Consider the following 14242-nt stretch of genomic DNA (forward strand, 5'->3'; position numbering starts at 1 on the left):
CCTCCATTACATACGGTTATCATGCCAGAAGTTCACTGGGAAGTGACTCTCTTCATGATAAGCTTCAAACTCATAACCCTTTTCTTTTAGCCCTTTTAAAATTGCTGGCACAGCAGCAACTGATTGTGGGTGAATATCATGCATTAAAATTACTTCTTGTGGTTTTGTTGCGTTAGTTAATACGTTTTGAGCAATTTGTGCTGCAGCTGCATCAACTGGCATTTTATTGTATTTCCAATCTAATGAATCAATTGTCCAATCCCATACTTTAAATCCGCCTTCTACCACTTTATTTCGAAGACCTTCATTCAATCCAGGCATCGAACCATATGGAGGACGTGTTAATTTAGGTGATTTCCCAATAATATTAGCGATTAAACCTTGATCTTCTTTCATCTCATTTACATACTCGCCATTTTTATATAACTTTGCGAAATTATGTGTCATACTATGCATGCCTACATAATGACCCTCAGCATTTTCACGTTTCACTAAATCAGGAAATTCTTTGACATTCGCTCCAATTAAAAAGAACGTTGCCTTCGCATCATGTTGTTTTAGCGTATTTAATAATTCAGCCGTATATTTCCCTGGCCCATCGTCAAATGTAAGATAAGCAACTTTTCTTTCTTTTCCATTAAAACGACTTGGTGCCGTTTTATTCATTTCAACTTTCGGCTGTTCACTTGCAAGCTGCACTACATTTTCTTGTTTCGCGACAGCTTTTGCTGGTGAAGTAATTGATTGGAACATGTAATACCCAATAGCTACTGCGGCAATCGCTATTAAAACGACTACTATTTGTTTAATTTTTAAAGCTTTTTCCATTCTATCGAATTCCTCTCCCTATTAATCTTATATATAAATCGCCCAATATAATTATACATCTATTTATTTTTATTTCACCATGTAAACAGATTTTTTTGTATTATAATGGGAGTTTTATCAAAAGTATTGTTCCATGTATTTATACGACTAAACGTATCTCCATGAAGGTCCACCATTTTTTTGACGATAGCTAAGCACCTATTGTATGATTATTAATCTGGTAAAATAGCTGGTCAATATATGATACATGATCTTTCGCAATTACTATCTCTTCGTCTTTCACCTTAATCGCTTCATTGTGTATAAATATGTAATTGCATTTTGAACAGTCTTTCTTTAACCTGTTTCAATTTCCACCAATTCAATTGTTCTATAAATAGTAATAAATTGAATTTCCTTCCCTTCAACTTTAGGAGCTAATTTCCAAATAGTCCCCTCTAGTATATCGTATAATTACACCTTTTGTTTATATAAATTAAAATGATTTTAGTATAATTTTTCCGCAACAAAAAACCGTTATTAAAAAGTTGCTAATCCACTTCAAAAAAAAGATTGGCAAAAGCCAATCTTTTTTTATTATTCGTTTCGAACTGGTTTTGGCGTTACACCTAAATGATCATTTAATTTTTTTGAAATATCTTTTACATTTTTTTCATTTGGAATGTAATAATAAATACCACCGATACGTTTATCTGTACCTTCTATTTGCATTTTTTCCATTTCCAAATTAGATCCTGCCATATTTTTTGTAATGGCAAGCATATCGTCAAATGTTAAGTTCGTTTTCATGTTTTTATCAACCGCATCTAGTAAAGAGCCCATTTTGCTAATTGATTGAACAGACATCGCTTTTTTGGCAATTGCTTCTATTACAAGTTGCTGTCTCTGTCCACGCATTGCGTCACTATCAATTTTACGCGTTCTTGCAAGTGCAAGTGCTTGTTCTCCATTTAAATGTTGGTAACCTTTTTCTAAATGGATCATACCAGCTTGGTCTTTACTATCTTGTTCAGTGAAAGTAACTGGTACATCAATATCAATACCACCAATTGAATCGACAATTTGTACGAATGATTCAAAGTTAAACTTCACATAATAATCAACAGGTACATTTAAAAATCGTTCCACCGTATCGCGTGTGCTTTCTACGCCACCAAATACGTGAGCATGAGTAATTTTATCTAATTTTTTTCTAGTTGGAATATAAACACGTGAATCACGTGGAATACTTACTAGCTTAACAGATTTATCATCTTTATTAATTGTTGCTAATAAAAGTGCATCTGTTCGAACTGCTTCGCCATATTGGCTTTTTCTCATTTCACTTCCATCTACACCCATGATTAATATTGAAATATTATCCTTTAAAGGTTCAACTTCTTTATCACGCTTTGATGACTTTTCAATTTTTGCATACGCATCATTTACAACAGCTTTTGCTTTATTATATATAAACGAACCATATCCTACTCCTCCAAAAATAAGTAGGAAAAATGGAATTAATATGAACCATTTTATTGACTTTCTTTTAGAACGCTTTTTATTACTTCTCGTATTTTGTTCTAATTCAGAGCTCATACCCATTCGCCTCTCTTTCTCTTTACCAAGTATAATGTAAGTCTATTTATCTTCATATTGAATTTCCTTTCATTAACCTTACAATTTTGTAAGGTTACTACTTAAACCCAATATGTATTCCATTTCACATTATACTCTCGTACTTATTTTTGGCAAGTCACTATTTACCAATTTCAAAAATTTAACACTTCGCAACATGCGAATTTATAAATTCATTAACTCTTTCATTTTAAATTAGGATATCTTTTTCCAGATAAACGATATGAATAAAGAGTCCAGCTAATGATAAAACCTCTATGAATACAATATATTTCACGTTATTATTTCTCAAACGGCGTATACATGCTTTTCTTCCCCTGATTATCAATAAAAGCCGACTTTGCTTTTATTTTCGTTTTTTCTACTTCCATGTCTTCATTTGAGAAGTTCACAATGATTTTAATATCTTTTCCATAAGAAACAGATTGTACTAGCTTATCTTCTGACAAATACGCAAAATTCGTCATCTCTTCTTTTACTGCTTTTTCATGAACTTCATTCCAAACTTTTAGATGCTCTGTAATTTCTTTTTTATGTTTATTCCACTCTACTTCATCTAAATGGTACAACGGAGGAACATTATACAATAATTCAGACAGCATTCGATTTCCAACTTCATCTTTTACCTTTAAACTTCCCCATTCCCAATGGTGCGTTGTAATAACGGAATCATTGTATACTAATTTATATAATGGTACCGAATATACTGGGTTTAAATATACTTGTTTATATTCTTCTTTCAATGGTACTTGTTTTGCATATTTTTCGGGAACATTTTGATTTGGTGACCAATATCCACCGACATAATACGGGCTTGTTTTATTTTTTCGCATATCTTCATCGTCCCATTTAATAACAGGTGTTTCAATTCCGTGTGCAAATGCAATCGTACTACTAGCAAAATCATTTCCACCTTCAGAACCAACGACCATACCCTTTTCTTGCGCAATGTAGTCCATTCGTTTTAAACGTGCTTTTAAATCTTGCTCTTGTGTCGTTATATGTTTCGCTGAATAGTCATCGTAAATTTCACCTGTCGCATCACAATCAATAAACCATGAATTATATTTAGGACCATTTTGTAATATATCATTCATGCGTTCCTTTACACTAGGCAGCGATAAAGTCGGGTTTAACTTGCGACCTCTGCCTAAAAAGCCTTGCACCTTTTCTCCGTTTTTCTTCGTTACAGTAGCCTCTTCGTATAATGATGGGTCATTAAAGGATGCTGTGTTCCAATTTTTATCACTTTTTTCGTGAATGGAATGATATGAATCATACGGACCAACTAAATACCCCATTTCCTTAGCTTTTGCCACGAAATTCGGTTGCATAAATCCTTGTTCCCAGTTCGGCAGACCAATCCACGCTTTTTCTATTCCGGCCTCTGTCATTTCCTTTAGTATGTCCGTTCCATCTGCATTACCCCATTTACTTACCTCTTCAACCGCATCGCCAAGTAGCGACTTTAATAAATGCTTATTTAAGCTATACAATTCTGTATTCGTTAAGTGACCTACACCTTTCTTTAATAGCACACTAGCTTCCTGGTCAACGTTTTGAAAAATATCCTCTTTATAAAATTCCTTCATGGATAATACTTCGTTTATATAACGTAAAATAACATTTTTTTGATACTTATCAATGAAATCTTGTTTACTTACTTGATCTAATACATTCAGTTCCCCAGGCTCTGAACTATTCTTTTGAATAAGTTCTTTTATATGACTAAACAGCGGGCTATTTATTTGCTCCCTTAGTTTTGGCCAATTTATATTATTTTCTGATAAACCATTTTGATTCCAAAAATAAAAATGCGCCGCTCCATATAACTTTTCGATTTCTTTATTTTTTCTAGCCTTTTCTTGTAATGTTTTAAATTCACCTTTTCGAACAATATCATCCTTATACAGTTTAGCAATACTTACCGCATCATTATTTGTCACATATAATTGAAATCCATATGTTTTATTTTGATTTATGCTCGGAAATTCATGTGTAAAATCAAATCCTATTTTCGGATCCGAATGAAATTTCAATTCATTATTAAACATATTGTTTGCAATATATACAATTGAATATTTCGAACCATTTAATGCGAAAAACTTCATAGAAAATGATTCAGCAAATGAATATGCATCATCCTTTAAAAACTTCTTCCAATTCTCATCATTGCTCGGAATTTGCTTACCCTCCCATAACGGAAGTGTATAATTTTCAGCTTCTACTTTCGGCCATGTAAAGCTTTCTGCACCAGTCGATTCCACTTCAATGTTTAAGTGGTCTTTTTTCTTTTCTAATTTTATTTTTACTTTTTGATCTGGATATTCCCACGATGTACGATCCTTTTCTTTTTTTACATTCGATACCTTCATTTTCGGTAGGGGTTGTGATGCCTGTTCCTTTACACCCTCATGTTCTACAGTTAATGTGAATGTTTCTGGATTTACATCATAAGTAAAATCTTTATACGTCGCTTTCTTTATTTTAGACTCTTGTACAGCATTACTACCTTTTACGTCACAACCGACTAAAGTCGAAAATGACATAGTTGTAAGAAGACATATCGCTATCATTTTTTTCATCCTCTGCACCTCCACCAATGAATATACAGGTGGTTTGTTACAGGAATGTGGCAAAAAATAATAGAGCTAGCATTTTGCTAGCTCTATTTGGAGTATTAAAAGTTGATATGAACAACTATAATTCGCTTAAAAGATATGTAATACAGTAACTGCATTTTTTTCTCAACAATTATGAAACTAAACAAATCAAAATTTTAACAAGCATTCTTTAACTGAAAAAATAAGTGTATACAATGTATCCTAAAAGTAGTACTAAAATGATTATCCCTGTACTTTTCCAATTCATACCGCCTGCTATATCAACTGGACTACCTGTTTCCGCTCTATTGAGTCCGTCATGTAAAGAACCAGTAAGATTACTTTTTAATTCACTTTGTCTCATACGCTCTCTTTTTTCTTCTGGTGAATCTTTATTCATTTAATCACCCCCAAAATGAATGCACTCTTTGCTACATTATTCAAAATTAACATTTGTTTTATATTTTTCCCGAAAAAACCTAATTTAAAATAGGTTTGCAACGTAAAGAAAGCTAGCCATGCCAGCTTTCTTTATAATCCAATATGCTCTTCCTTATTTACAATAATACCTTTATGGTCGATTTCAAGCTCACATACTTTCATATCTGTAAATACTCTCGCTAATTGCTCAGCGATTTCTTGACGTTTCTCATACGGCGTTAAAATAAAAATAGATGGTCCCGCACCGCTAAGTGCTGTGCCGTATGCACCAAATTCTTTTGCACATTTACGAATAGATGGTAATAACGGTACGAGTTCTAAACGATACGGCTCGTGAAAATGATCTCTTTCCATCATTTCACCTACAACTTCCCACTTCTTTTGACAAAACGCAGCTACTAATACGTTGCTGATTGCACTAGCCTTAACTGCTTCATGAAACGGAAACACATCTGGTAATACAGATCGGCTTTCCTCTGTATTTAACTCTTCATTCGGAATAAGAGAAATTACACCTAATTCCTTACTTTCAATTCTTACAACCGAAACATTCTTTCCATCAAGTGCTCCGATTACAGTTCCTCCTAGAATGGAGGCAGCAACATTATCAGGATGTCCTTCAAAATTTGTAGCAATTTGAACTTTTTGATCAGCAGTTAAGTTCAAATTGCCTAGTTGATTCGCAACCTCTATCCCAGCTACAATCGCTGATGCACTACTTCCTAGCCCTCTTGTTAATGGAATATTACTAGTAACTTCTATTATATGGGATGATATAGAAGGACATACTTTACATGCCGTGCTAACGATTAAATTTTTATCGTCTGTCGGAATTGATTCTTCAAAGGAATGGATTACTTGCCATTTATCAGCTTTTTCTTTGACCACCACATCTAAATACAATGACAAAGCTATTCCAACTGAATCAAATCCAGGACCAACATTTGCCGTACTAGCAGGGACACGAACGCTTAATGGTATCACGACATAATCACCCCTTTAATATGATCTTTAATTTGTTCTATATCATTTGACAAACTTGCGATGTCTAGTTGATTTGAAGAAATAGCGATATCAGGATCCTTCAAACCATTTCCAGTTAATACTGCAACAACTGTTTCTCCCTTTTTGATTTTTCCAGATTTAACATGTTTAATTACGCCGGCTAATGAAGCATTTGATCCCGGTTCAGCGAAAACTCCTTCAGTTTTTGCCAATAACCTATACGCATGTAAAATTTCTTCATCTGATACCATATCTATTTCACCACAAGACTGCTCGGCAGCCTCTACTGCATACGACCAACTTGCTGGGTTACCAATGCGAATTGCTGTTGCAATTGTTTCAGGCTCTTCAATTACATGCCCTTTTACAATTGCCGCTGCTCCTTTTGCTTCAAAGCCATGAATTCTTGGCTTCTTATAACCTTTTTCTTTCTCATATTCACAGAAGCCTTTCCAATATGCTGTAATATTCCCTGCGTTCCCAACAGGGATAGCTAGAACATCTGGTGCATTTTGCAATTGGTCACAAATTTCAAATGCTGCTGTTTTTTGTCCTTCAATTCGATAAGGATTCACTGAATTTACTAATGTAATCGGCTCTTCTGCAGCAATATTTCTTACAGCCTTAAGTGCATCATCGAAATTCCCTTCTATTGAAATAATTTCAGCTCCATAAGCGACCGCTTGCGCTAATTTTCCATGCGCAATCTTTCCTTCAGGGATGACGATTATACATTTCATCCCAAGGCGTGCCGCATATGCTGCAGCTGATGCTGATGTATTACCTGTTGATGCACAAATGATTGCTTCTGAACCTTCTTCTTTCGCCTTAGCAACTGCCATCACCATACCACGATCTTTAAAAGAACCTGTCGGATTCGCTCCTTCGTACTTACCATATAGCTGAATCCCTAATTGCTTTGATATATTTAATAACGGAATAAGAGGTGTGTTTCCTTCCATTAAGCTGACATTAGGTGTGTTTTCATTCACCGGTAAATAAGAAGCATACTGTTTTAATAGTCCTTTATACATATTGTTTTTCCTCCTCGATAATGTAGTAACTGTTTATTTCACTTGCGACATCTTCTATCGCTCCTAAAACTCGTTCGAATTGATACTTTGAAGTTCGATGTGTCACAACAACAACTTCTGCCAGTTCACGGTTTAAAGGTAATTGAATAACTTCTTTTAAACTTACAGAGTAATTAACGAAACATTCTGTTATTTTTTGTAACATCCCAGGCTCATCTCGTAATGAAATACGCAAGAAATATTTCGAAACTACTTCTTCATCACCTTGTAATTCATAAGGAACTGGTTCTTTTAACGCACTTTTATTTTTCGGCACTTGATTCATATTTTTAACGATGGAAATAATATCACTTACTACAGCAGAACCAGTTGGCAACTTTCCAGCTCCAGGTCCGTAAAACATTACTTCTCCTACCGCTTGACCGTGAACATATACTGCATTAAATTCATTATTTACATTCGATAATGGATGACGACTTGGTAAAAGTGTCGGTTCTACACTTAAATGAATGGCTGATCCTTGTTTTTCTGCTTTCCCAATTAACTTCATAGTAAATCCTAACTTTTCAGCCATTTGTAAATCTTCTTTTTCAACCTTTCGAATCCCTCTTACTTGCACATCATCTAATGAAACATTCATCGAAAAACCTAAGTTTGCAAGAATTGCTACCTTTCGCGCCGCATCTAGTCCATCTACATCTGCTGTCGGATCCGATTCTGCAAAACCTAATTTTTGAGCTTCCTGTAAAGCCTCTTCATAAGACCACCCATTTTGACTCATTTTTGTTAACATATAATTTGTTGTACCATTTACAATTCCCATTATTTTTTCAATTTGATCTGATGCTAGCCCGTCAGTTAGTCCTCTTAACACTGGAATACCGCCTGCTACGCTCGCTTCATAACATAAATCACAATCATTATCGTTCGCCAGTTGAAGAAGCTCCGCACCATATACAGCCATTAAATCTTTATTTGCTGTTACGACATGTTTTTTATTTCGTAAAGCCTTAACAATATGCTGTTTTGCTTCTTCAATTCCGCCCATTACCTCTACTACAATATCAATATTTGAATCATTTAGAACTTCATCTGCATGACTTGTTACTGCAATTCCATCAATACAAACATCGCGTTCTTTTTCCAAATCACGTACAACGACTGTTTTCACTTTCACTTCGTATCCTGTATCAAGAGCGATTTTTTTATAATGTTCTTTCAAAATATGAACAACACCACTTCCGACCGTACCTAAACCTAATACCCCAACATTTATAACGTTATTCATCTTCTAATCTCCTCCTAAAAGTTTAATTGTTACACCTATAAATCACCTTATCCTGCTCTTTGGCCATGCAGGTGGTGGTTATTTCCGTACGTACAAATTGTTTCATGTTACAAGCACCTCCTTTCAAAGTAATAAAAAAACACACTCATCCCTAGGAAAGGGACGAATGTGTTTTCGTGGTTCCACCCTTGTTCCAACCTAGACGTATCTCCTTCTAGATTGCTCAAGTTCAGATAACGGCTGATACCGTCAATAATTACTAGATTACTCGTTCACTATTGAAGTTCAAAGGTGGTAAAATCATTTCTCGTGTTAGGAAGCTCACACCCTAGACTTCCCTCTCTGTAAACCGTAAAAATGATTTCTTGTCCTTATCGTTACTTTTTCGTTCATGTTTATTTGTTAACTCATTATACTCGCATAAAAAACAAAATCAATACTTTTTTTTTAATTATTTTAAATTTTCAATCTCTAAGGTCGTAAAAAACACACTCACCCCTAGGAAAGGGACGAATGTGTTTTCGTGGTTCCACCCTTGTTCCAATCTAGACGTATCTCCTTCTAGATTGCTCAAGTTCAGATAACGGCTGATACCGTCAATAATTACTAGATTACTCGTTCACTATTGAAGTTCAAAGGTGGTAAAATCATTTCTCGTGTTAGGAAGCTCACACCCTAGACTTCCCTCTCTGTAAACCGTAAAAATGATTTCTTGTCCTTATCGTTACTTTTTCGTTCATGTCTATTTGTTAACTTATTATAGTTATCAACTTTTTAAAAAGCAAGCCTATTTTTACTAACTATTTTCAAGAATTTTTTTATTATATTTTACAATAGCATTATGCAACCGCCACTCAATTTACCTATTTTGTTACTTCTCCAGTTTATAAATCAACGGTTCATATATAAAGTGAAACTTTAATCAGTAGGGATTTTGTTCATCCCCACTGATTATTAGTCGAACCAATCGGGCTTTTACGGGCAGTTGATACCCACCTAACTTCTTTACTTACGCTAAATTTTAAGGTAGGGGTCTTACTGCCCGTTAATGCGGGATAAGTTCCCCATTCTAAAACCCGTACATATCCACCTTACAAAACTATATCAATAAAATTTTCAATACAATCTTTTTGTATAACTTTCTTCTAAAGAACGAGCAACATCTTCTTCTGAAGTATTCACTTTCGCATGCTCCAGCAACATTTTTGCTGCTGAAGGTAACTCTTTTTTATTTAACCAAGATTCTGAATCCCACATCTTAGAACGAATAAAAGCTTTTGCACAATGAATATAACACTCTTCTATTTCAACAACAATTCCAAGCAACGGATTACGTCCATTCGCCTGCATTTCTTTCAAAACTTCTTCGTCGTTTGTAATATACGCTCGGCCATTTATCCGGAGCGTCTCCCCAAGACCTGGAATAAAAAAGATTAGTCCTACACGTGGATTTGAAATAATATTCAAAATGGAGTCTATACGACGATTGCCCGGTCTTTCTGGAATGATAATTTTATTATTATTTAATACGTATACAAATCCAGGTGCATCTCCTCTCGGCGAAGCATCACACTCTCCTAATTTATTTGCAGTAGATAATACTAGAAAAGGAGATTTAGACAGAAAATCTACGCAATGGTGGTCTAATGATGAAATAACTTTCTTTAACGCTCGCTCACTTGGTTGCCCCAATATTTTCCGTAACTCTTCCTCTGTTGAAATAATCGATTTTATTTCCGCACGCTCTATCCCCACTTATAACCACTCCTTTTTCTTTATTTTCCCAAAATTCAATACAAATATTGTATAATGAAATTTGCAGAAAGGGGAATTAAAATGACAGAGTGGTTAACAATATTTGATCCTGAAAGAAATACACTTGGGAAGAAATTACGTGATGAAGTGCATCGTGACGGTGATTGGCACGAAACATTTCATTGTTGGTTTGTAGAAAAAGATGCTGAAGATATGTTCTTATATTTCCAATTACGCTCTAAAAATAAAAAAGAAGCTCCATGTATATGGGATATTACTTCAGCTGGACATATTATGCATGATGAAGATGTACAAATTGGTGGCCTTCGTGAAATCGAAGAAGAATTGGGGCTTTCCTTTCAAACTACTGATTTAATATACAAAGGCATCTTTAAAATAGATTATGAAATTTCAAATCTTACTGATCGTGAATTTTGTCATATGTATTTTCACAATGTTATCAATCCACTTCCATTCGCACCAGGTGAAGAAGTAGACGATGTGATGAAAGTACATGCAACTTCTTTTCTACAACTATTAAAAAGAGAAATTTCATCTTTAAAGACTATTTCAGTCTTAAACAATACACCGATTACGATAACATTTGAAGATATTTATCCGTATGATCTTGCATACTATGAATTTGTTATAGAGCAAGGAAAAGAAGTATTAAAAAATAATAGTTTATAAATAAATTAGGACTCTCAGCATCATATTGCGTGGAGTCCTATTTTTCATTATTGCTCAAGTACTTTTAATCTACTCTCTACTTGTATAAATAAACGCATAATTAATAACAGCATAACCACCATAATCGCTATCATTGTATGTGGATATCTAAACAGTATACTAATAACACTCCCAATTAACATCATGATGAATCCATTTTGCTTCATCACTGCTGCACTATACCTATTACCCGCATCCCATAATTCCTTATTTTTCATAGATCGTTTCGTACGATAACCATATGCCGCATTAATATCTGTCGGTGGATTTTTTTGAAGGATAAGTGCCGCAAGTATAAATATAATTCCAATCAATATGCTTATTCCTATGTTTACTAGTGCATAAATCAATTATATCCCTCCTAAACTTACACTTTCATTATACGGCATAACCCTATTTTTTCCAATTCATAACACATTCACTTTCTTTCTTTTGATGTCTGAAACATACTTGGAAGTGTTACAAAACGTGCCCCTTTCGTTTTTAACTGCGGAATGATTTTGTCTAGTGCATCTACAGATCCTTGTAAATGCCCACCTGGTGTTGAATGCTGGAGGATGACACTTCCAGGAAATGAATTCCCTAACACATTATTTGTAATCGTATCAGCGCTTACACCTTTCCAATCAACCGTATCAACACTCCACTGTACAATCATAAAATTTTGCTCTGTTGCCCATTTTAATTGATTTTCAAGTATTTCACCGTATGGCGGACGTATAAACTTTGGTGCGTAACCAGCTAAACGATTTAATATTTCTTCCGTTTTTATTATTTGATTATGGTACTCAACGTCATTTACTTTTGCTAAATTCGGATGACTATACGTATGATTACCAATTACATGCCCTTCATTTGCAATACGCTTTACTACGTTTGGATACTTTTCTGCGTTTTCACCAAGCAGGAAGAAAGTCGCTTTCACATTATGTTGTTTTAACTTATCTAATATTTTTGGCGTAAAGACTAAATCTGGCCCATCATCAAATGTAAGGGCTACTTCCGCTTTATTGTAAGAACCTGAAAATGCATACGCATATTTTTCGACCCACGAAAATGGTGTCCATGATCCACGCTCATATGCTTTCATTGGTACTTCATAATTTTGAGGGGTATATACGTAAGGTAATGAGCTTTTATAGTCTCCATAATAAAATGAGTTATATGGCATATAAGCATACGAAACATCTCGTTCTAGTCCCCATTGATATGGAACGAACATTTCTGGCGAATAAAAATAATACATGATAAAAACCTCCCTAAATTTTCATATGTGATTCATCTGCACTTTGTTAGAGAAATTGTTATTCATAAGCAAAAATAAGACTGTCCGTTAACAGGACAGTCTTACTGCTTTATATTATTAATAAATCGATGTACTATCTTTTGGCAAAGCTTTCACATGTTTTAAATAGTTCGTCACTTTATCATCATCTTGCGGATATTGATATCCATATGTGTTAGCAATTTCATTCGCCACTTCTCTAAATAAATCACCCATGACAAAGAATGAGCCCCATATGTTTTCGTATTCTGCATTAGAAAATGTCTTTTTAAATTGCTTCCACATATCTTCTTCAACATATTGCTCGAAATTCTTTCCAAACTTACCTGCATTAACTGTAAAATCTGTTTTCATACCAACATGCCATTCTAGCATTACGATGAACATATCTCGTACTGGACCATCAAGTATCCCTTTCGCATAAGAAAGTTCTTCTCTCCATAGTCCTTTCCCTACATTCGTACTACACCACCAAAATTCATTACAGCAATCTAAAAACTCTTTTTCTGTAGGCTTTTTTATTAAGTAGTCTTTATCGCTTGCTGGTGGAAATTCAACAATACAATTATCTTTATCAAGAAGCAGCTTACTTAAACTATCTTGTCCAACGAACTTATTTATCAAATCAAATGGAACGAGCGTTAAATCAATTCGATTTCCATCCATAAACTGCATTAAATACGGAAATTTCCCGTCTTCGTCCGCTGGAATTAATGACATTTCTTCTGGCATTTGTACAATCATTATTTCTCCAAATCTATGAATCCAATTATGATTAGACGTAAAAGATTGTATATCATGTACAACATACATAATATCGTAGTCTTGAAAACAATCTCTCTTCACATTTGAATTTACACGTGATCCATTCATGATAACTGCTCGGATTCTTTCATCCTCTTTTGCTGTATTTATAATTAAGTCTAACATTTCTTTTTCAGTTCTCATCTATTCCTAACCTCCAATTTTTATATAAACTTATATTTCCAAGTATGTTGGAGGTCCACGAGGTAGCTGCGTTGTACAAGATACATGTTATAATTTTTGAAATTTCTTTTTCATTTTCTCTCCTCCTATTTTTTTATATCTTTCATCCCCTTCAGCAATTGCAAACTCTTCTGTAATTTCATTCATAGGTACTATTGTTACTTCAATTGTTTTTACAATTGCTACCGGATTTTCATCGTAATCCAAAATAACAGAGTAGTCCTCTGTAGTTGGTAACGGTACATTCTTTAATTCATAGAAGAGATATGCAGAACAAGTTGCCGTTTTCGTTCCGTCAACTACTTGCTTAGCAAGACGATTTGCGGTATCACCAAATTTCCAAGCACTCACCGTTTTTGGTATCTCAGCATCTTTCCAATACTCCGCCCAGTATTGTTGTGCTGCTTCATTCATTATCTCTCACTCCCCTAAACTCTACTATAAATGTAATAGACTTTCGAACGGTATCACTCTTTTACTACTGCCATTACAAACCCATCGTATCCTTTACTTCCGACAGTTTGAAGCGCTGTAGCACTAACACGTGGCTCATCAGCTATTAATTCATAGAAACGACATATCCCTTGTACACGAGGATCGGTACTAGTATTGTCAATAACTTCTCCTTCACGTACTACGTTATCCCCAATAATTACAGTACCCGGTCGTG

14 protein-coding genes and 2 other annotated features are annotated in these 14242 nt (G+C 34.6%); of the genes, 1 reads left to right on the forward strand and 13 read right to left on the reverse strand.

Annotated features, from left to right (window positions below; translation table 11 throughout):
- Positions 1-6: 6 nt before the first annotated feature.
- The 8 genes from MR170_RS13175 to MR170_RS13215 all read right to left on the reverse strand — a co-directional run bounded on the left by MR170_RS13175 (position 7) and on the right by MR170_RS13215 (position 10571).
- On the reverse strand, positions 7-828 hold the full coding sequence (locus MR170_RS13175) for a peptidoglycan-N-acetylglucosamine deacetylase (protein ID WP_000409482.1): 822 nt from the start codon (positions 826-828) through the stop codon (positions 7-9).
- A 576-nt stretch (positions 829-1404) separates the two neighbouring features.
- On the reverse strand, positions 1405-2406 hold the full coding sequence (locus MR170_RS13185; protein ID WP_002093954.1) for an LCP family protein: 1002 nt from the start codon (positions 2404-2406) through the stop codon (positions 1405-1407).
- Positions 2407-2726: 320 nt separating this feature from the next.
- The gene (locus tag MR170_RS13190; protein ID WP_016081994.1) at positions 2727-5030 is read right to left on the reverse strand and encodes a glycoside hydrolase; all 2304 of its coding nucleotides are present in this window, start codon (positions 5028-5030) and stop codon (positions 2727-2729) included.
- Positions 5031-5238: 208 nt separating this feature from the next.
- Positions 5239-5448: a DUF6366 family protein gene (locus MR170_RS13195; RefSeq protein ID WP_016081995.1), complete on the reverse strand. Its 210-nt coding sequence runs from the start codon at positions 5446-5448 to the stop codon at positions 5239-5241.
- 131 nt (positions 5449-5579) lie between these two features.
- Positions 5580-6473 carry a homoserine kinase gene (gene thrB / locus MR170_RS13200; protein WP_242308408.1) on the reverse strand — a complete coding sequence of 298 codons (894 nt, stop codon included), beginning with the start codon at positions 6471-6473 and terminating at the stop codon, positions 5580-5582.
- Positions 6470-7528 (reverse strand): threonine synthase, encoded by a 1059-nt coding sequence (gene thrC, locus MR170_RS13205; protein ID WP_242308409.1) that lies wholly within the window; start codon positions 7526-7528, stop codon positions 6470-6472. Before thrC ends, thrB begins: the two co-directional genes overlap by 4 nt.
- The gene (locus MR170_RS13210; protein ID WP_016081998.1) at positions 7521-8816 is read right to left on the reverse strand and encodes a homoserine dehydrogenase; all 1296 of its coding nucleotides are present in this window, start codon (positions 8814-8816) and stop codon (positions 7521-7523) included. The genes thrC and MR170_RS13210 overlap by 8 nt, the downstream gene beginning before the upstream one ends.
- A 155-nt stretch (positions 8817-8971) precedes the next feature.
- Positions 8972-9203: a binding site (T-box leader), on the reverse strand.
- A gap of 115 nt (positions 9204-9318) precedes the next feature.
- Positions 9319-9550 (reverse strand) — a binding site (T-box leader).
- 382 nt (positions 9551-9932) lie between these two features.
- A complete protein-coding gene (locus tag MR170_RS13215) occupies positions 9933-10571 on the reverse strand; it encodes a pyridoxamine 5'-phosphate oxidase family protein (protein WP_016081999.1) in 639 nt (212 codons plus the stop codon).
- Between the two features lie 81 nt (positions 10572-10652).
- Here MR170_RS13215 and MR170_RS13220 point away from each other — a divergent pair, with 81 nt between their 5' ends.
- A complete protein-coding gene (locus tag MR170_RS13220) occupies positions 10653-11261 on the forward strand; it encodes an NUDIX hydrolase (RefSeq protein WP_016082000.1) in 609 nt (202 codons plus the stop codon).
- A 47-nt stretch (positions 11262-11308) separates the two neighbouring features.
- Here MR170_RS13220 and MR170_RS13225 read toward each other — a convergent pair whose 3' ends face one another.
- The 5 genes from MR170_RS13225 to MR170_RS13245 form a co-directional block, all read right to left on the reverse strand.
- Positions 11309-11650, reverse strand: a complete 342-nt coding sequence (locus tag MR170_RS13225) for an SdpI family protein (protein WP_000638559.1) — start codon at positions 11648-11650, stop codon at positions 11309-11311.
- 68 nt (positions 11651-11718) lie between these two features.
- Entirely contained in the window at positions 11719-12546 is an 828-nt protein-coding gene (locus MR170_RS13230; protein WP_000291212.1) for a peptidoglycan-N-acetylglucosamine deacetylase, read from the reverse strand.
- 117 nt (positions 12547-12663) lie between these two features.
- Positions 12664-13533: an aminoglycoside 6-adenylyltransferase gene (locus MR170_RS13235; protein ID WP_242308410.1), complete on the reverse strand. Its 870-nt coding sequence runs from the start codon at positions 13531-13533 to the stop codon at positions 12664-12666.
- Positions 13534-13620: 87 nt separating this feature from the next.
- Positions 13621-13986 (reverse strand): ASCH domain-containing protein, encoded by a 366-nt coding sequence (locus MR170_RS13240; RefSeq protein ID WP_016082003.1) that lies wholly within the window; start codon positions 13984-13986, stop codon positions 13621-13623.
- Between the two features lie 53 nt (positions 13987-14039).
- Positions 14040-14242: O-methyltransferase (locus tag MR170_RS13245; RefSeq protein WP_481746782.1), on the reverse strand; the 203-nt coding region annotated here is incomplete at its 5' end.

Source organism: Bacillus cereus group sp. BfR-BA-01524 (genome assembly GCF_022662595.1).
Lineage (GTDB): Bacteria > Bacillota > Bacilli > Bacillales > Bacillaceae_G > Bacillus_A > Bacillus_A thuringiensis_S.